The sequence below is a fragment of the Pseudanabaena sp. CCNP1317 genome (assembly GCF_034931345.1).
In the GTDB taxonomy this organism is placed as follows: Bacteria; Cyanobacteriota; Cyanobacteriia; order Pseudanabaenales; family Pseudanabaenaceae; genus Pseudanabaena; species Pseudanabaena galeata.
This window is the reverse complement of the sequence record NZ_JAYGIF010000152.1, coordinates 1-18,128: the sequence shown is the minus strand read 5'-3', so window position 1 is coordinate 18,128 and position 18,128 is coordinate 1. Positions and strand designations below refer to the sequence as shown.

The following is an 18,128-nucleotide window of genomic DNA, read 5'->3' as shown; positions in this document are numbered from 1 at the left end:
CAATTTTGTCTGGCAACGAAGAAGACGATATCGTCACAGAACCGCAGGAATCTCCATCCACTGAGCAATTTTCTGGGCAATCTGCTCAACAATCTACCAAGCGATCGCTACTAAATATTGCGACGATTGTGGCGATCGCCACGTTACTGAGCAAAATATTTGGATTACTGCGCCAAGTGGCGATTGCTGCCGCTTTTGGTAACGGTACAGCTTATGGCGCGTATAACTTCGCCTACGTGATCCCCGGCTTCTTGCTGATCTTGCTGGGGGGGATTAATGGCCCTTTTCATAGTGCGATCGTTAGTGTACTAGCCAAACGCGATCGCAAAGAAGTAGCCGCCATCATCGATAGCATCACCACGATCGTCACAGGGATTTTATTGCTGGTGAGCATTGCGCTGGTGATTTTTGCCGAGCCATTGATGCATCTGGTTGCCCCCGGATTATTTGTACCAGAAGCAGATCTACTGGCTAAAGGAATTTCTGTTGAAACTATTCAAAATCTGAAGATTACTAAAGATATTGCGATTCAGCAGTTTCAGATCATGGCTCCGATGGCAGTCTTAGCGGGACTAGTGGGGATCGGCTTTGGAGCGCTGAATGCGGCGGATGCTTACTGGTTGCCATCGGTCAGCCCCATATTTTCCAGCTTGACCGTGTTGATTGGCATTGGCGGATTGTTCTGGACAATGGGGAGCAAAATTTTGTTGCCCGAAAATGCGGTGTTGGGCGGTGCGGTACTTGCTTGGGCAACTCTAGCAGGAGCCGTTTTGCAATGGTTGGTGCAACTACCTGTGCAGATGAAAGCTGGCATGGGTGGTTTTAAACTACGGTTTGACTTCCAGCGCCCCGAAGTCAAGGAAGTGATGAAAATCATGCTCCCTGCCACCTTTTCATCGGGAATGCTGCAAATCAATGTCTGGACAGATTTATTTTTTGCCTCATTTATCCCCAATGCGGCGGCGGCGGTGTCAGCTATGGGCTATGCAGGATTGCTAGTACAAACGCCGCTAGGAATCCTGTCGAATGTGATTTTAGTCCCATTGTTTCCTGTGCTGTCTAAGCTCACCGATCCTGAGAACTGGGATGAACTAAAACAGCGTATTCGTCAGGGCTTGATGCTCACAGCGCTGACAATGTTGCCGATTAGTGCGGTGATGGTAGCTCTGGCTTTGCCGATCTCACAGGTAGTTTATGAACGCTTTGCCTTCGATGCCGAAGCTTCGCAGCTAACTGCTGTTGTTTTAATGGCTTATGCAGTAGGGATGTTTGTGTATTTAGGTCGTGATGTACTGGTGCGCGTATTTTATGCCCTCGGCGATGGCGACACACCTTTTAAAATCAGCGTTGTCAATATTTTCTTTAATGGACTATTTGATTATTTGTTAGTTCAGAGGTTTGGCGCAGCAGGCATTGTCTTAGCGACGGTTGCGGTGAATGTGATCTCGATGGTGGCGATGCTCTATTTCCTCGATCGCCGCCTCAATGGAATGCCACTAAAAAGCTGGAGTATGACGATCTTGGGTTTAATCATCGCCAGTGCGATCGCAGGTGGGGCGAGTTGGGGAATTTATCATTTACTCAGCCAGAGCTTTTACAGCCTTAGCCCCTTCTTGAAGTTTGGAGCAAAACTCGGTGGATTAGCGATCGCCAGTGGTATCGGTTTCACAATTTTTGGGGCGATCGCTATGCAAATGCGAATTCCTGAAATTGGCGCTCTCACCAATCAAATCAAGCGTCGATTTTCACGTCGTTAAATACCAACTGGAACAAGGGGCTTAAGCCCCTTGTCTAGCATTAGTTTAACGTCAGTTCGACGAAAGCGAAAAATGGTAAGAATCGCTAAGCGATTCTTACCATTTTTCGCCATTTGCGGCGTGCTTTGCACGCCGCAAATGGCTATATCGAACTCACGTTAGTTTAGGTCGCACTTGCGGCATTAATGGCGATCGCATCGGAGATATAACAAACTCCGCCAAACTTTTGGGTAACAGGCTTCAGCTTTTCCACCAAAGTCTTGGTTTTGTCTTCCAAAAAGAAAGCAATCACATAATCGTTTTCCAACATACTCATATCGAGATCACCTGAATTCGTACCACTGACTCCCTTTCCGACGACATTACGAATCACGGTGTAGTTCAAAACCCCAACTTTTTCTAAAACCTTGATGATTTTGTGTGACTCAACAGAATCAGATACAATTTCGATTCTTTTAACAGCTTGCATGATTTTATTTCTACTAAGTTCCTACTAAATTTCTTGCCTAAACCCAAACAAATGCAGGCATTTTGCATCGCCAATATCATCTAAGCCGTGACCCAAAACATATTAATCACATACATATACAGAGGAATCCCGACAATAATATTGAAGGGGAAGGTGACGGCTAGAGCCGTTGACACATAGAGACTAGGATTAGCTTCTGGTACAGTCAGACGCATGGCGGCAGGCACAGCAATATACGAAGCACTGGCACATAGGACGGCAAATAACAGCGCGTCGCCTTGTGACATGGAAATTAACTTAGCGATCGCAATGCCCACACCAGAATTCAAGATCGGCATCAAAACCGCAAAGGCTATTAAGAAAACACCTGTTTTTTGCAAATCCTTAATTCGTTTGGCGGCGACTAAGCCCATATCCATCAAGAAAAATGTCAACACGCCGTAAAACATATCTTGCGTAAAAGGTGACAACACATGCCAACCTCTTTCGCCAGTCAAGCAGCCAATGATCAAACTACCAACGAGCAAAAATACAGAGCTATTCAAAAAAGCTTCACGGAGTACTTCTGACCATGCAAATTCGCTAGTTTCACCTTTTTTGGCTTTTTCCTCGGCAGTAAATAGGCTCACAAGAATCAGTCCCACAATAATCGCAGGAGACTCCATTAGCGCTAAAGCCGCTACCATATAGCCATCAAAGGCAATGTTTAACTGCCCCAGAAATGAACTAGCTGTAATGAAGGTAACCGCACTGATCGAGCCATAGGTTGCGGCGATCGCGGCGGCATTGTAGGAGTCAAGTTTGATCTTGAGAATAAAAAATGAATAGACAGGTACAACACAAGCCATCAGGATCGCGGCTGCCATCGTCAAAATTACTTCTTGACTGATCCCACTCTTTACTAGCTCCACGCCACCCTTAAACCCGATCGCCAATAGCAAATACAACGAAAACAATTTGGGGATCGGTGGTGGAATCTCTAGATCTGATTTAATCAAAACTGCCAGCATTCCTAAGAAAAAGAACAAAATCGGCGGATTGAGGATGTTAGAAACAATTAAGTCTAAATTCATTGGGACAGATCCACATTAAAGAATTTTTAGAGAAAATGATCGTTTCATGATGACAGATCATGTATAGCAATCCCAGATAGTTTTTGAGAGTGCATTTCAAAGAGATGCACTCTCAAAAACTATTTATAGCGTTGAGCAGTCTAGTGAGGCACGGCTTAGTTTCCCCGCCGAAGGCGGGGAAACTAAGCTATGTACCTCGCTTGCTTGAAAAGCGCCATAATCTTATGTAGCAATGCAAGTTTTGCTTAACCAAATCAACAGAGGCAGCGCGAAGCGCAGCATCTGTTGATTGTCTACCAGTGTTAGCTATATATTGAGTTTACAATTACTTTTCTATTGATTCTTTCATCAGTTCTTCTGCTGAAAGTTTATTTAGCCAATTAGTTAGAAAAAAGTTGCCAAGAATTATTGCAGAAATCAGAGCATGAAATAATTGACCGTATGGCATATCGATCGCACTAACCGCAACTAAAGTATTTACAACCAAGAAAATGGCATTCACTGCTAAAACCGTAATTACAAGTTCAAGCCTGATTTTTTTGAGAAGCATTAAAATCACAGTAAATAGCCCAGGAATTAGCCCCAAGGATGTGTACCCATGCAGGATACGCATAGATGCATCAGAGTGGGTATGAATAAAAGCCGCTGCCATTAAATTGAGAGGGATCATTGAGCTAGGAGAAGGTCCAAACAAAGGACGCAGAGATCCGTTATACCAAAGGAGTGCTTTGAGCAAACCTTGCTGACTATCCTCGATTCCTACTTTTGCAACTGGTAATTTAAACAGCTTAAACATTTTTTCGTTTTATAGAGAAAGCTTTAATTCTTGTATTTCGGTCAAGTATCTCGGTCAAGGTTCACTAATTCATAATATATATTTAATCAATTTTTGGGATTTTTTAGTCAAAAAATGAAGACTGTTTCAAAATGTTGCAAAAATGTTAATTAGGATAAAGGAAACTTCGTATTTTTTATTCTGTTACGCCAAAACACAAAATGGCTACGCCATTTTGTGTTTTGAAACCCTTACTGGATTTGGTTTTTAATTCACAAAAGCGTAACGACACTTTTGTGAATTGGTATTACGCTAATTTTTTAGGAGCCTAACAAATGTCAGCGATCGCCCCTCCCCCAATCAAACAACAAACAAAACCAGAAGATTCAATATCCCAGCCACTCATCACTGATCAGTGGATTAGCGCTACATGGGAAGAGTTTGTGCAGATTCTCGAAAATCCTCTATATGAAGAATCTCGCTGCTACTACGACAAAAATCAAATTAAGCAAATGAGGATTGAAACTATGCCTGTGGGGTCTGAACACGCTGATGACAATACACTGATAATCTTTGCAATTAGCTTGTACTGTACATTAAAAAATATTCCTGCTAGAGGCTTAACCAATTGTAGTTATGTCAAAACAGGAGTTCAAGGCTGTCAGCCAGATATCTCCTACTACATCGGTGAAATCGCAGCCCTCGCCCCTCGTAGTAGTTCTATTGTTAGCCTTGATGAATCGCCTGTACCGAATTTGGTAATTGAAATCTCTAGCTCCACCATCAACGATGATTTAGGTAAGAAGCGATTACTTTATGAACAACTGGGGACTAGTGAATATTGGGTAGTTGATGTCCAAGAGGTGAAAATTATTGCTTTAGAAATGCTAGAGAATGGTGGCAGTCGGCAAATTACCGTATCAAAATTGTTAGGTGGATTAGCGATCGCTGATCTCGAAGCCGCCCTAAAACTTAGTCGCGAAAAATCTCAATCAGAAGTTGGGGCATGGATCTTACAAAAATATAGCGATCGCTAAACAGTACCTAAACCCCTAAGAGGAGAAGCGGCGCAAAGCGCCGCTTCTCCTCTTAGGGGTTTAGAGAGATACGATATCTAAAAGTTTAGATACGTATTTGAAAGCAGACGTTATACTATGTTTAGACATTAAGCTACATGCTATTTTTTGATTTAGTTGCTTGACAACTTTTTCATTAAATACACAGCGAACTCTACAAACATTCATAGTTGGAAAAATGAGCGAACCAACTCCCTACGAAAAACTAGGAGTCAATGACGAAGCCTCCTTTGAAGAAGTGCGCGATGCACGCGATCGCCTATTGCGCGAATATGAGGGAGACGAGTCGCAACAAGAAGTGATCGAGGTTGCTTACGATGCCATCCTTATGGATCGTTTACGCGCCCGCAAAGAAGGCAAGATCGCTGTACCCGATCGCATCCGCTATCCCGAACGGCTGTCTACAGCGATCCCTGCTGCGATGCAAAACAATACGCAGCGACGCGCCCCATCTTGGTTGTCGAGGCTATTAGACACCCCAAGCCAAAAAGATATTTATATTTCGTTGGGAATTTTTACGGGACTGGGTGCAGTAAGCTTTTTTGTTCCCGCAGCTACTACATGGTTATCCTTTGGGTTAATTGCTAGTGTTTATTTGCTAACCCGCAAAGAAAATCGCTTTGGACGAGCTTTGCTAATATCCCTATCAGGAATTACGATCGGTGTCATATTGGCAGCCTTGACTAATCAAGTTTTATTATTGTCCCGTGTGGTCAGCGATGGATTTTTTCCTAGCTCGATCCAAATGGTGATTATTTTGTTGGTAATGTGGCTCCATGCTTGTTTCTTGAGGTAAGGCTGTTAGCTTTTAGCGATTAGCTGTTAGCTTTTTAGAGTGCTTTGCACTCTTGATAAACTCAAATATATTTTAAAAGCCTCGCTTTGCGAGGCTTTTAAAATATATTTGGAAAAGCTAACAGCTAATAGCTAACAGCTAATTGCTAATCGCTAAAAGCTAAAAGCCAATAATTTCAAACCCATAAAATAAATATGCCCCCTGCAATTTTTGGGATCGCCCAGCTTAATCCAGTAATTGGCGATTTAGTCGGTAATAGCGATCGCCTATTGGTTGCTATACAGAAATTAGCTGAACAAGGTGTGCAACTAGTACTCACACCAGAGCTATCGATCTGTGGCTATCCACCTCGCGATCTGTTGATGCATCGGCAATTTGTGAGTGATATGGAAGCAGCGATCGCGGATCTTGCTCGTAAACTTCCTCCTGATGTTGCGGTATTAGTGGGCATGGTGTCTGTCAATCCCCATGCTAGTCAATCAGGTGGGAAACCATTATTTAATAGCGCCGCTTTGCTTCAGGGGGGTGAAGTAAGACAGATTTTTCATAAGCGATTATTACCAACCTATGACGTATTTGATGAAGATCGCTATTTTGCCGTGGGCAAGGGGAGTCAAGTTTTTACACTCCATCTCAAAGATGGAACATCACTAAGAATTGGGGTGACCATCTGCGAAGATATTTGGAACGATGAGAAGTTTTGGGGCAAACGGAACTATGCCGACGATCCTGTTGCGGAACTCGCGCAAAATCATCAACTCGATTTGTTGCTCAATTTATCGGCTTCACCCTATGCGGTGGGCAAACAGAATTTACGTGAGTCGATGTTAAGCCATAGTGCGATTATGCATAACTTGCCATTGATTTATGCCAATCAGGTGGGGGCAAATGACGACTTGATTTTTGATGGGCGGAGTATGGCTTTTGATCGTAGTGGCAAAATCATAGCTCGTGGGAAGGGCTTTGAAGAGGATTTACTGGTCATTAATTTAGATGATGAGCTAAATCTGACTGCATCTGGATATGAAAGTGATGATGCAGAAATTTTTGCGGCTTTAGTGCTGGGTGTACGTGACTATGTGCAGAAATGTCGATTTCGTCAAGTGGTGATTGGGTTGAGTGGGGGTATTGATTCTGCGCTTGTGGCGGCGATCGCTGCCGAGGCGATCGGCAAAGAGAATGTATTGGGTGTGTTGATGCCTTCGCCCTATAGTTCTACGCATTCGATTACCGATGCGATCGCCTTAGTAGATAATTTAGGAATCTCTATGCAAACCATTCCGATTGCGCCAATGATGGAAGCATTTGATACTAGTCTAGCTAATCTCTTTACAGGAAAGTCTAGTGATGTGACTGAAGAGAATTTGCAGTCAAGAATTCGTGGCAGTTTGCTAATGGCAATCTCGAATAAGTTTGGACATTTGCTGCTCTCTACAGGGAATAAATCGGAAGTTTCGGTTGGTTACTGTACTCTCTATGGTGATATGAATGGTGGACTTGCAGCGATCGCTGATGTCCCTAAAACCAGAGTGTTTTCTATCTGTGAATGGTTGAATCGGACTAATTCTCTTCTATCAATTAAGCAAGGGACGACGGAAGTGATTCCTGTGAATATTATTACTAAGCCTCCCAGTGCTGAACTTAAGCCCGATCAACTCGATCAAGATTCACTGCCTCCCTACGATATTCTTGATGATATTCTGCATAAACTAATTAATCAACATCTTTCAGCTTCCGAAATTATTGCTACAGGACATGAACAAGCGATCGTTGATCGCGTAGTTCGTCTTGTCAAAATCGCTGAATTCAAACGTCGCCAAGCTGCTCCAGGATTGAGAATAACCGATCGCGCTTTTGGTTCTGGCTGGAGAATGCCGATCGCCAGTAAGGTGACTCCATAAATAAGAATGTATGTATAGCTAGTAGAAGTTTATTTTGGTGGGAATTTACATTTGACTGAAATCTCAAAGTTGCTTTCGGCTGAGGCTTTGGTAAGAATGGGAATGCCTGCTTCACCACTAATTTTTAAACCGAATTTGAGGTTGACTTCTTCGACTTGGGCATCACCGAGATTTTTGAATGCGCCGATCGCATATTTGGTATAGAAGCGAATGGTTTCATGAATTTCTTGCAGGTTTTTGATCGCATCTTCTTTGATGCCATAGGATTCGCGATCGCTATCTGACTCTACTGGCTGATCATCTTCGGATTCAGAGATTGCTATCTCAAGAATTTCGCCGTCTTCCTGTTCGATATAAATTTTGTGAGCCATAGCAATTGTTACTACTATTTTGTGAGATTTGCCTGTATTCTAGTTGCACAAGGTCGCGATCGCAACAAATCAGTAAGTTATGGCTAGATATGCGCTAGTAGTAGGTATTTCTGAATATAAGCATTTACCATCGCCGCTTAGTAAAACCTTGGGGGATGCGGAGGCAGTAGCGAACTTGCTGCGATCGCATGGTGATTTTCAAGAAGTAACTTTGCTGAATACGCCCAAATTGCTTAAGGCGGATTTGTTTGCTCGGTTAAATCGGTTGTTAAGCGAACAGGCGACGGGTAGCGAAGTTTTGATTTATTACACGGGGCATGGGGTACTGGTTGAAGATTGTGGCGTGAAACAGGGATATTTAGCGCCTTCGGATTGTAAAGCAACGAAGGAAAGCGTAACTGATGGGATTCCCTTTGCGGGTTTGAATAATTTAATTGCGCGATCGCCTTTGAGTAGTTTGGTGATGTTTTTGGATTGCTGTCATAGTGGGGCTTTGCTCCAAGCGATCGCGGAGAGTTTTACGGCTTTTAACAAGACAGATAAGGATTATTTGCTGATTTCGGCTTGTCGAGATTTTGAACAAGCGGCAGCGATGAAAAAGGAAGCCCATAGTATTTTTACAGGGGCTTTGCTAGAGGCTTTGTCGGAATCGCGCCAAAATGATGAGGGCAAAATTAATTCGGGTAGTTTGTTTGGGTTTATTTCTGATCGCCTAAAGCAAAAACAACAGGAACCGAGGCAACTGGGCTATGGTCGAGCGATGGAGATCGTCAATTATCGACAGGTTGCACCGAAAAAAATCACAGAGGATGTTTGTCCTTATGTGGGGTTAGAGGCTTTTACGAAGGAGACTGCCAAATTTTTTAAGGGACGCGATCGCTTTGTGCGGTTGTTATTACAAAAAATAACTGAATCGAGCTTTGTACCTGTGATTGGGGCTTCGGGGAGTGGTAAATCATCGCTGGTGAGGGCGGGGCTGATTTCAGCATTAGAAGCGCAGGGAAATTGGTTGATTTTGCCACCTATTAAAGCTGGGGACTCGCCGCTTATGCCTGTTGCCGAAATTAGTCGGGTATTGACACAACTTTGTCAAAGAGCAGATAGCAAACTGGAAATTAGCAAACAAATCGCATCGGGAAATTTAGAAGCGGCGATCGCTTGTCTATCCGAACAAAAAAAGATTTTGCTGGTGGTCGATCAGTTTGAGGAAGTATTTACAGTTTGTCCTGCGGAAAAGGAAGCAGAACGTCAGCAATTTATCGATTTGTTGGTGGGGATTACGCAGTATCCTGATTCGCGGTTGCGGGTGGTGACGACGATGCGGGCGGATTTCTTTGAGAATTGTCTAGGCTATCGTGGTTTAGGGGAGGTGATTCAAGAGCATCAGTTGTTGTTGTTGCCGATGAATGAGGAGGAGTTAAAAGAGGCGATCTCGGCTCCTGCTGAAGTTGGACAATATAAACTAGGTGAGGGCTTGTTACCTGCGATTTTGCGCGATGTGCGTGACGAGAAGAATGTGCTGCCTTTGCTGGAGTTTGCGCTGACGCAGCTATGGGAAAATCGCGAAAAGCGACGATTTACTTTTGCGATCTATGACAAGTTGGGTGGGGTGATGGGAGCATTGAATCAACACGCTAATTCTGTTTTTGATGCGCTGAAACCGCAGGAGCAGGACTGGGCAAAGCGGATTTGTTTGATGTTAGTGCGGACTGGTCTGGGTGAAAGGGATACGCGCCAACGCCGAACTAAGGGGGAACTTACGACACTTGCGAAAGATGGCGATCTGCAAGATTTTCAGGTGGCGCTGGAGCAGTTGGTGTTGGGGAGACTGTTGGTAACGGGTAAGGATGGCGATGGTGAGGCTTGGGTGGATATGGCGCATGAGGCGCTGATGGAGAAATGGAGCTATTTTGCGAAGTGGCGCGAAGAAAAACGTGATGTATTGCGGTTGGTAAATCGGATTAGGGATGCTTTTGAGGAATGCGATCGCGCGTTGGATCGGGATAAGTTTTTGTTGCCTGAAGGTGTGGTTGCTCAAATCGAGGAAGTGGAAGCTGCGATCGCTGACTACCTCACGCCTGAACAACAGGAATTTGTGCAGCGCAATCGTTATAAATATAAGCCTTGGCTTGATCCAAGGAATTTACCTGAAATGGTGGATATTCCTAGCGGTACGTTTTGGATGGGTTCGCCTGAAGGGAAAGGTAATAAGAATGAAAAGCCCTACCATCAAGTTACGGTAAAAGCCTTTCAGATGGGCAAGTATCCTGTCACACAGGCGCAATGGCGGGCGGTGGCGATGTCGCCCAAGGTCGAGATTGATTTGAGTCCAAATCCTGCTTATCATCGCGGTGAAGATAAACCTGTGGAACAAATAACTTGGTACGAAGCGCAGGAGTTTTGTGCGCGGTTATCACAACTCACAGGAGAGAACTATCGCTTGCCTAGTGAAGCGGAATGGGAATATGCCTGTCGTGCAGGGGCAAGTGAATATACAGAATATAGCTTTGGTGATGATGCTAGCCAGTTAGATAACTATGGCTGGTATGGCAATAATAGCGGTGATCGCGCGATCGATGCCGATCAGATCTGGAAAGATGTGAATCAAGATGTTAATCGATATTCTGAACGAATAAGGCAAAATAATTGTGGTACGCATCCTGTCGGACTGAAACCAGCTAATGCTTGGGGACTTTACGATCTGCATGGCAATGTTTGGGAATGGTGCGCTGATGATTGGCATGACAGTTACGAAGGAGCGCCAATTGATGCACAGATTTGGGTAAAGCATATTAAGAATCATGAAGACGGCGGCGAAACAAAAAAACTGCTGCGCGGTGGTTCGTGGGACCTCATTGCTAGGGTTTGTCGGTCTGCGTCTCGTGACAGCAGCTTTGCGCGTAATCGGCACTACATCATCGGTTTTCGGGTTGTGTGTATTTTGCGGTGAGGACTCCCTTCTCTGTTCTTTTGCCTCAGCCCTTTGCACTTCTTCGTATTTATCTGCCCTTCTTTGATTAGTCCTTCGCCGTCAGGCGATCAAATTTTTTTTCAATCCTAAAATCCCGTAATGAAATTGGGAATTGCGCGGTCAAAAATTATTTGCGGTTCGCATAGAAGGGGCGAGCACGGGGGCATCGCCCCTACGGGTGAAATCATAAAATTTTATTCGCATTACATTCCATTTACCATTCAAAACAAAAATCGGTAGGGGCGATGCCCCCGTGCTCGCCCCTCTGTCGCAGATCACGACCATTTTTTTATACGGCGATAGATTTGCAATGTAGGGAAAAATTGCGATCAATTTTGACCAATGATGATTATGCGATCGCCAAATCCATCCATGAAAATTGGGGATTTTGCGGTCAACAATTATTTGCGGTTCGCATAGAAGGGGCGAGCACGGGGGCATCGCCCCTACGGGTAAAATCATAAAAATTATCGCCAGAACATTCCATTTACCATTCAAAACAAAAAATCGTAGGGGCGATGCCCCCGTGCTCGCCCCTCTTTCGCAGATCACAAACCATTTTGTATGCGGCGACAATTTACCAATGCGTTGATAAAATTGCGATCGCCGCAAAAAAATTGCACCATGTCCTACAATCCAGACATACATCATCGTCGTTCCATTCGTCTCAAAGGATACGACTATTCACAGGCAGGCGCGTATTTCGTCACCATTTGCATCAACCATCGCCAACCCCTATTGGGCGCGATCGCTGATGGCATCATGCACCCAACCCCTGCGGGAACAATGGTACAAACAATTTGGGAAGAACTGCCATTCCATTATCCAAACATAGAGTTAGATGCCTTCGTGCTAATGCCCAATCATATTCACGGCATTATCATTCTGAAATCAGCACAAATAGAACCTGTAATGACATTAGGAGAAATCATGCATCGGTTCAAATCCTTCACAACCACAAAATATCGTCATGGCGTTCATCAGGAACAATGGCAACCATTTATGGGCAGACTATGGCAACGGAACTATTATGAACATATTATCCGCAATCAAGAAATCTGCGATCGCCTACGCCAATACATAGCTAATAATCCCTCATCATGGGAATCCGATCTTCTGTATCCAAATAGCGATCGCCATTATTGAACTCACGTTAATTTTTAATTTGCAAAAGTGTTGCCACACTTTCGTGAATTGATGGTATAGCAACGTAAGTTTTGCTTAGGACATAAAACCAAAAAGATGAGTGGCGGCGCGAAGCGCCGCCACTCATCTTTTTGGTTTTGATTTGTCCTATCTATCTCTTGCGTTGCTATATAACTTGGCGATCGCCCTTGTTATTAAGGTTGACACTGACGAATATGCTATCTACAACCCTTTACCAAACTATTAACAATACCGAATTATTTATAAAATATATTAGTGGAGGGGTTATTGTTTTATCTATGCGATGGCAAGTATGTACAATAGTAAATTATTATTTAAGATAAAGATTTTAAACATCACACATTTAGAGGACTGTTATGGCAGGTACTACTGGAGAACGCCCATTTTCCGACATTATTACTAGCGTTCGTTATTGGCTAATCCACAGCCTTACAATTCCCGCTTTATTTTTGGCAGGTTGGCTATTTGTAAGCACAGGCTTAGCTTATGACGTATTTGGCACACCACGCCCCAACGAATACTACGGTCAAGATCGTCAGACCGCTCCTCTGGTAACCGATCGCTACAATCCCTCCAAAGATATCCAAATGGGTAAATAGCGCTTAGATAAAAAATATTTCGTTAATTTTGCAGCCCTAAACTCAAGCGCTAAATTAACGACTCCCCATTAACGCACTCAATCAACGCATCCACTACTTAATAACTATGGCAAGCAATAATCCTAACCAACCCATTCAATATCCTGTATTTACTTTCCGTTGGCTAGCAGTTCACGGTCTGGGCGTTCCTACCGTGTTCTTCATCGGCGCGATCGCTGCAATGCAATTCATCAGCCGCTAATCGAAATTCATTTTAGTTTTGCTTTCTTAAAAAACAAAACTTTTTACCTTTACCTTTAACCTTTCTCCTTTTACCTACCTATGGCTCCTAAAAATCCTAACAGCCAACCTGTAGAGTTGAACCGTACTTCTCTCTTCTTGGGACTACTGCTCATTTTCGTAACTGTGCTACTTTTTTCCAGCTATTTCTTTAACTAGCGTGGCTTAGAGATCAGTTAGAAAAGATTCTATTTCTTGAATAATCTCTAAATTCTCCAACTCATTTGCACTTCATTTCATAAAAACAATTTTTATCTGGAGGTTTCATTCATGCTTCAAAATGGACGTATTCCGCTTTGGTTAGTCGCAACTGTTGCTGGTACTGGTGTACTAGTTGTTGTCGGTCTTTTCTTTTATGGTTCCTATGTTGGACTTGGTTCGGCTAGCTAACTTTCCATAAAAAAAGAAGGGGCGCAATGCGACCCTTCTTTTTTATGAAATACCTATAGCTGTCGCCATTCTTGTTAGGACATAAAACCCAAATAGTGTGAGGCGGCGCTTCGCGCCGCCTCACACTATTTGGGTTTTGATTTGTCCTGATACAGGTGGCTATAGCTATAAAATTGCTTTTTTGTAAGCGGGGCGATCGCTAATTCGTTTCATGTAAGCATCGATCGCAGGATAGTCAGCATAGGACATTTGCAGCATCATGATCGCATAGCCCAAAATCGAACCTACGGCCACATCCGACACCGTGAAGTTTGCGCCAGTAATATAATCCTGATTTTCGAGAACCTTGTTTAAGCTGCTCAGTAAACGAGGTGTTTCTTTCTCGCGACTTTCCGCAACAAAGAGTCCAGTCCCCAGTGTCGAGTTCGCAAATAAGACCCATTGAGATGCGATCGCTCTTTCTTGTAACGTCTTCAATTGGTCATATTTTTCAGCCACATAAAGCATAATTGCACCTGATTCCCAGACGATAAAGCCATCATCATCAATCGCAGGGACTTTACCAAAAGGATTGAGTGCTAAGAATTCAGGCTGTAAATGCTCACCTACTTTCATATCTAGTAATTCAAACTCATAGGGAGCTTGCAACTCTTCTAGATACCATCTGACGATTGAGGCACGACTTCTTGCGCCACCATAGAGCTTGATCATAGTTTTTCCCTAAACACAATAAATGAGGTCGCTAAGCGACCTCATTTATATTAAGGTGCAAAGCACTTTATGTACCAATTACCAAACCCGTAAAGTTGCGCCCCTGCGGGGCGCAACTTTACGGGTTTGCTTAGATCCTTATCTATAAATTGCGTAAAGGCGTTTCTTGTCCGTAGATGAATTTACGTTCTAGGTTATTGCAAATTACCCATACGGCGATCGCGATCGCCGCCGTACCAGAACCAAGCAAAATCAAGGTTAAATTGGCTGGGGCAAAAATATAACTGAGTAATGGCGTGGCTGTCCATGCGATCGCTGCAAGCACCATACTGATCATCTTAATCTTGCGGACATTTCGCAAAGCTTGGCTGCAACTTGCACACTTGGAAGTATGCGAATGATAGCGATCTAAGAGAACTTCTTTTGCTAAGGGTGCAGCTAATCTCTGATCGACAAAGGGATCGGCTTCATAACGATTGACCCATTTCCGTAATTCCGAAACATAGGTGTCGGCGGCTGTTGCCAAATAGAAAGCCTTAGCATAATTGCCATCAATTTCTGGCTGAGCGAGAGCTTGGGCTAAATAACGCTCTTGATAATGCAGAAAAATCTGGTCATCTTCTAAGATTCCATTTTGTCCAATATGTGAATACCAACGTGGCGTAATGCCAATAAAAAATCTGGGAATTGCCGAATTAAATTGGAAGGGAAATCTCGCAAACAAGCGACATTCACCTTTGCGAGTGGGTGTTGCATATACAGCCGTGATCGTGCGACCAAATTGCTTAGACGTGAGGTCATGCCACATTAGCGACGGTGCGATGAAGGTAGTGTCTTGCTTTCCTAATTTGCCTCGTCTTGGTCCTTCTTCCCAAGTTCCAGTAAAACCGTACTTATCACTTTCGAGAACTTCTAAAACCATCGGTGCAGCATTGGCACGATTGCCGACGGATTTGTGATGGGTAAAGGGAAGATGACTCGCATCAAGGACATTCTCTAAAAGGGTAATCGCATCGTAGGGTAAGTCGCGGAAAGTGCCGAAAAGAGTCCATTTCTCAGTCTCAGTTTCCAATGGTTCGATGATTGGAATTTTGACGTGAGGTGCATTTTCGGGCTTGCCCGCGTAAATAAACAGTAAGCCTTGACGCTCGGCAGTGGGCAAAGACTTTACACAAGCACGTTTTGATGTGTGAGCTAGTCCGCCTTCGGGTTGTTGAGGTATGCGATCGCAGTTTCCATCTCCCTTAAAAGCCCAACCGTGATAGGGGCATTCTAACAAGCCATCCTCCGCAATTCTTCCTTCCGATAGAGGGACTAACCGATGGGGACAGCGATCGTCGAAGGCTTTCCATGAGTTTGTATGCCGATCCCACCAAATCACCAAATCACGTTCTAACAAGGTAAATTTGGCAGGTTTAGTTTTATCTAGGTCTTCAATATAAAAGACGGGATACCATACCTCTTGCCAATCAAAGCGATCGGGATCTTGTCCACCCGCAGGCAAAACTTGCGATCGCCGATCAGCCTCAGATTTGGATTTGTCATCGAGATTATCCCTGAGCAAAGTGCTTGCAGTCATAGCTAATGGACTCTTCGCTTTGTAAAGTTATGTAAATAGTTTAGCTTGCGATCGCTGATTACAGGTGAGGCGCAATTTTGACTTTTTTTGTCATCTGTGATTATTTAATTTGCCAGCCTTTCATTTTATCGGGATTCATCAAACCGTAGGGATCGACTTGGCGCTTGAAGTTGAGCTGATCGTAATCAACTGTTTTCATGCCCCCATCTTCGAGAATATAGGTATGGGGATTGGCAATAAATACACCCTGCGACTCATGGTATTCAATGATTTCATTTAGGCGGTCACCCGTCGTAAAGCGCACCACTTGAATCGCCGCAGGAATTACGACTCCATTTACTTTGATAAATTCCAAATGCATCATCACCTCATCACCGAAATGCTCATACATTTGCTGCACAAGTTCTAATTTCGGATCGTTTAGAAATAGGCTTTGGAGATAAGTCAGAGAAGCATCAGCAGCACGAGCATGTAAAGTAGTGTGATTCCATGAGAATTCAACTAGACTAATCCCCTTACTCGCTTCCTGAGCGCTTTTCTCATAGAAAATCTCACCTTTGAATTCTTGAATGAGGCTTTTAAACGGTTCGCGATCGCTTTCGGCAACTAGCACTAAAGCACAATGGGAATCTGCGGGAATATAACTCTGTAAAGCTATGAAATAATTAGAAATTGGTGCGCAATGAACACTGATCATCTTTTTGATAATGCCATCACTATTCCCCAACGCTTGCCCAAATCTCGCCGCAGTCATGAAATCAGCAAAACTGACCACATACTCAGCCCAGCCATAGGCAGGAGCTAATGGAACTTCCAATTCGGTAATGATGCCATTTGTGCCATAGGCATGTGCAACCTTCTGAACATCATCACCACGTAGTTCAATGACTCTTGGTTCATCTTCAAGGGTAACGACACGCACCGCTCGCAAGTTGCCGCGATCGCGCAACTGCCCGTACAAAACTGATCCAATTCCCCCGCTACCACCTGCGATAAATCCGCCTACAGTCGCACTTCGCACCGTTGATGGAACCATCCGCGATTCCCAGCCAATTTCTTGAGCTTTTTTATCAAGGGTCACCATTTTTACGCCTGTTTCTACACAAGCAACTCCTGCCTTAACCCATTTGATTTCTTGCAGTCGCGAAGTTTCTAAAATCACCCCACCCTTGAGGGGAGTACATTGTCCATAGTTACCTGTACCACTACCGCGCACTGTCAAGGGGATCTGATATTTTACGCAAGTTTTAGCGATTCTCAGTACTTCACTTTCGTTGCTAGGACGAACTACAACATCGCCAACTTTGCCCGCTAATAATGGAACAAGAACTGGACTAAAGTGAGCATAATCCTCTGAAAGTTTTGCAACTTGGGTGGGATTGGTAATTGTCTCAAGCCCCGATAATTCTTCTAACAGATTGTCTAAAGATATTTGCATATTTGCCGACTGTCGCTATCATCCTATTCTAGTTCTGAAAAGCTTTACTAGGATAGCCATGACATAGTTTACCAAAGGGAAGGAGAAATCACGTTAAATATAGGAATGTAAGTTTTGCTTAGGACATAAAACCAAAAAGATGAGTGGCGGCACTGCGAAGTGCCGCCACTCATCTTTTTGGTTTTGATCTGTCCTAGCTATTTCTTGTATTGCTATATCAGCAATTTTCATAATAAAAACCCGTCATTTTCGAGACGCAAGAAAGAAGGAAAGCGATGCCAAGCAACGCTTTCCTTCTTTCTTGTTTTAGTTAGAGCACAAAGCGCTGTACAATCGCTAGAACTTACTACACAATCCACAACAAATAAAAAAGCCTCTCCGCAAGGAGAGGCTTTTTTATTTCGAGATGACTAGACTAGTCGATTAACCGTTGATAGCAGGAGCAGCCATTGCTACTGGTGCTACATCAACAGCAGCCAAATCGAGAGGGAAGTTGTGAGCGTTGCGCTCGTGCATTACTTCCATACCCAAGTTAGCGCGGTTGATTACGTCTGCCCAGCTAGGTACTACTCGTCCTTGGCTGTCAGAAATCGATTGGTTGAAGTTGAAACCGTTCAAGTTGAATGCCATTGTGCTTACGCCCAATGCGGTGAACCAGATGCCAACTACTGGCCATAGAGCCAAGAAGAAGTGCAAGGAACGGCTATTGTTGAAGGAAGCGTATTGGAAAATCAAGCGACCGAAGTAGCCGTGGGCTGCAACGATGTTGTAGGTTT

18 protein-coding genes and 1 pseudogene are annotated in these 18,128 nt (G+C 43.8%); 11 read left to right on the top strand and 8 right to left on the bottom strand.

All coding sequences use genetic code 11. From position 1 onward, the window contains the following. Nucleotides 1–5 precede the first annotated feature (5 nt). On the top strand, nt 6–1,757 hold the full coding sequence (murJ, locus tag VB775_RS23515) for a murein biosynthesis integral membrane protein MurJ (RefSeq protein WP_281006069.1): 1,752 nt from the start codon (nt 6–8) through the stop codon (nt 1,755–1,757). Nucleotides 1,758–1,920: 163 nt separating this feature from the next. On the opposite strand, the gene VB775_RS23510 is transcribed toward murJ, so the two are convergent. The 3 genes from VB775_RS23510 to VB775_RS23500 form a co-directional block, all read right to left on the bottom strand. After that, nucleotides 1,921–2,226, bottom strand: coding sequence for a P-II family nitrogen regulator (locus VB775_RS23510; protein ID WP_281006070.1), 306 nt, complete (start codon nt 2,224–2,226; stop codon nt 1,921–1,923). Nucleotides 2,227–2,306: 80 nt separating this feature from the next. Beyond that, nucleotides 2,307–3,299: a sodium-dependent bicarbonate transport family permease gene (locus tag VB775_RS23505; RefSeq protein WP_281006071.1), complete on the bottom strand. Its 993-nt coding sequence runs from the start codon at nt 3,297–3,299 to the stop codon at nt 2,307–2,309. A gap of 325 nt (nt 3,300–3,624) precedes the next feature. Then, a complete protein-coding gene (locus tag VB775_RS23500; RefSeq protein WP_281006072.1) occupies nt 3,625–4,095 on the bottom strand; it encodes a hypothetical protein in 471 nt (156 codons plus the stop codon). Nucleotides 4,096–4,409: 314 nt separating this feature from the next. Here VB775_RS23500 and VB775_RS23495 point away from each other — a divergent pair, with 314 nt between their 5' ends. The 3 genes from VB775_RS23495 to VB775_RS23485 all read left to right on the top strand — a co-directional run bounded on the left by VB775_RS23495 (nt 4,410) and on the right by VB775_RS23485 (nt 7,847). Next, nucleotides 4,410–5,111, top strand: a complete 702-nt coding sequence (locus VB775_RS23495; protein ID WP_281006073.1) for a Uma2 family endonuclease — start codon at nt 4,410–4,412, stop codon at nt 5,109–5,111. 217 nt (nt 5,112–5,328) lie between these two features. After that, entirely contained in the window at nt 5,329–5,946 is a 618-nt protein-coding gene (locus VB775_RS23490) for a CPP1-like family protein (protein ID WP_281006074.1), read from the top strand. 194 nt (nt 5,947–6,140) lie between these two features. Continuing rightward, entirely contained in the window at nt 6,141–7,847 is a 1,707-nt protein-coding gene (locus VB775_RS23485) for an NAD+ synthase (protein ID WP_281006075.1), read from the top strand. A gap of 29 nt (nt 7,848–7,876) precedes the next feature. Here VB775_RS23485 and VB775_RS23480 read toward each other — a convergent pair whose 3' ends face one another. Next, a complete protein-coding gene (locus VB775_RS23480) occupies nt 7,877–8,218 on the bottom strand; it encodes a CU044_2847 family protein (protein WP_217901567.1) in 342 nt (113 codons plus the stop codon). A gap of 79 nt (nt 8,219–8,297) precedes the next feature. On the opposite strand from VB775_RS23480, the gene VB775_RS23475 reads away from it, so the two are divergent. From VB775_RS23475 to VB775_RS23445, 7 genes are all read left to right on the top strand, one after another. Continuing rightward, the gene (locus VB775_RS23475) at nt 8,298–11,168 is read left to right on the top strand and encodes an SUMF1/EgtB/PvdO family nonheme iron enzyme (RefSeq protein ID WP_281006076.1); all 2,871 of its coding nucleotides are present in this window, start codon (nt 8,298–8,300) and stop codon (nt 11,166–11,168) included. 645 nt (nt 11,169–11,813) lie between these two features. Continuing rightward, nucleotides 11,814–12,335: a transposase gene (locus VB775_RS23470; protein WP_281006077.1), complete on the top strand. Its 522-nt coding sequence runs from the start codon at nt 11,814–11,816 to the stop codon at nt 12,333–12,335. Nucleotides 12,336–12,435: 100 nt separating this feature from the next. Continuing rightward, nucleotides 12,436–12,582, top strand: a complete 147-nt coding sequence (locus VB775_RS23465; protein WP_281006078.1) for a hypothetical protein — start codon at nt 12,436–12,438, stop codon at nt 12,580–12,582. A gap of 130 nt (nt 12,583–12,712) precedes the next feature. Continuing rightward, a complete protein-coding gene (gene psbE / locus VB775_RS23460; protein WP_094534731.1) occupies nt 12,713–12,955 on the top strand; it encodes a cytochrome b559 subunit alpha in 243 nt (80 codons plus the stop codon). 106 nt (nt 12,956–13,061) lie between these two features. Beyond that, entirely contained in the window at nt 13,062–13,196 is a 135-nt protein-coding gene (gene psbF / locus VB775_RS23455) for a cytochrome b559 subunit beta (protein WP_094534729.1), read from the top strand. Nucleotides 13,197–13,276: 80 nt separating this feature from the next. Beyond that, nucleotides 13,277–13,393 carry a photosystem II reaction center protein L gene (locus tag VB775_RS23450; protein WP_071590099.1) on the top strand — a complete coding sequence of 39 codons (117 nt, stop codon included), beginning with the start codon at nt 13,277–13,279 and terminating at the stop codon, nt 13,391–13,393. A gap of 111 nt (nt 13,394–13,504) precedes the next feature. Beyond that, nucleotides 13,505–13,624: a photosystem II reaction center protein J gene (locus VB775_RS23445; RefSeq protein WP_009625496.1), complete on the top strand. Its 120-nt coding sequence runs from the start codon at nt 13,505–13,507 to the stop codon at nt 13,622–13,624. 165 nt (nt 13,625–13,789) lie between these two features. Here VB775_RS23445 and VB775_RS23440 read toward each other — a convergent pair whose 3' ends face one another. From VB775_RS23440 to VB775_RS23425, 4 genes and pseudogenes are all read right to left on the bottom strand, one after another. Continuing rightward, the gene (locus VB775_RS23440; RefSeq protein WP_281006079.1) at nt 13,790–14,335 is read right to left on the bottom strand and encodes a glutathione S-transferase family protein; all 546 of its coding nucleotides are present in this window, start codon (nt 14,333–14,335) and stop codon (nt 13,790–13,792) included. A 142-nt stretch (nt 14,336–14,477) separates the two neighbouring features. Continuing rightward, nucleotides 14,478–15,914 carry a Rieske 2Fe-2S domain-containing protein gene (locus tag VB775_RS23435; protein WP_281006080.1) on the bottom strand — a complete coding sequence of 479 codons (1,437 nt, stop codon included), beginning with the start codon at nt 15,912–15,914 and terminating at the stop codon, nt 14,478–14,480. Between the two features lie 100 nt (nt 15,915–16,014). After that, entirely contained in the window at nt 16,015–17,352 is a 1,338-nt protein-coding gene (locus VB775_RS23430; RefSeq protein WP_281006081.1) for an FAD-binding oxidoreductase, read from the bottom strand. Between the two features lie 423 nt (nt 17,353–17,775). Continuing rightward, nucleotides 17,776–18,128, bottom strand: a pseudogene (locus VB775_RS23425) (photosystem II q(b) protein); the annotation flags it as partial.

Excerpts from the sequence above, each read along its gene's own strand:
- VB775_RS23430 (WP_281006081.1), bottom strand. The coding sequence starts at position 17,352 with ATGCAAATATCTTTAGACAATCTGTTAGAAGAATTATCGGGGCTTGAG.
- VB775_RS23490 (WP_281006074.1), top strand. The coding sequence starts at position 5,329 with ATGAGCGAACCAACTCCCTACGAAAAACTAGGAGTCAATGACGAAGCC.
- VB775_RS23480 (WP_217901567.1), bottom strand. The coding sequence starts at position 8,218 with ATGGCTCACAAAATTTATATCGAACAGGAAGACGGCGAAATTCTTGAG.
- psbF (WP_094534729.1), top strand. The coding sequence starts at position 13,062 with ATGGCAAGCAATAATCCTAACCAACCCATTCAATATCCTGTATTTACT.
- VB775_RS23510 (WP_281006070.1), bottom strand. The coding sequence starts at position 2,226 with ATGCAAGCTGTTAAAAGAATCGAAATTGTATCTGATTCTGTTGAGTCA.
- VB775_RS23505 (WP_281006071.1), bottom strand. The coding sequence starts at position 3,299 with ATGAATTTAGACTTAATTGTTTCTAACATCCTCAATCCGCCGATTTTG.
- VB775_RS23450 (WP_071590099.1), top strand. The coding sequence starts at position 13,277 with ATGGCTCCTAAAAATCCTAACAGCCAACCTGTAGAGTTGAACCGTACT.
- VB775_RS23475 (WP_281006076.1), top strand. The coding sequence starts at position 8,298 with ATGGCTAGATATGCGCTAGTAGTAGGTATTTCTGAATATAAGCATTTA.
- psbE (WP_094534731.1), top strand. The coding sequence starts at position 12,713 with ATGGCAGGTACTACTGGAGAACGCCCATTTTCCGACATTATTACTAGC.
- VB775_RS23445 (WP_009625496.1), top strand. The coding sequence starts at position 13,505 with ATGCTTCAAAATGGACGTATTCCGCTTTGGTTAGTCGCAACTGTTGCT.
- VB775_RS23470 (WP_281006077.1), top strand. The coding sequence starts at position 11,814 with ATGTCCTACAATCCAGACATACATCATCGTCGTTCCATTCGTCTCAAA.
- VB775_RS23435 (WP_281006080.1), bottom strand. The coding sequence starts at position 15,914 with ATGACTGCAAGCACTTTGCTCAGGGATAATCTCGATGACAAATCCAAA.
- VB775_RS23485 (WP_281006075.1), top strand. The coding sequence starts at position 6,141 with ATGCCCCCTGCAATTTTTGGGATCGCCCAGCTTAATCCAGTAATTGGC.
- VB775_RS23495 (WP_281006073.1), top strand. The coding sequence starts at position 4,410 with ATGTCAGCGATCGCCCCTCCCCCAATCAAACAACAAACAAAACCAGAA.
- VB775_RS23500 (WP_281006072.1), bottom strand. The coding sequence starts at position 4,095 with ATGTTTAAGCTGTTTAAATTACCAGTTGCAAAAGTAGGAATCGAGGAT.
- VB775_RS23440 (WP_281006079.1), bottom strand. The coding sequence starts at position 14,335 with ATGATCAAGCTCTATGGTGGCGCAAGAAGTCGTGCCTCAATCGTCAGA.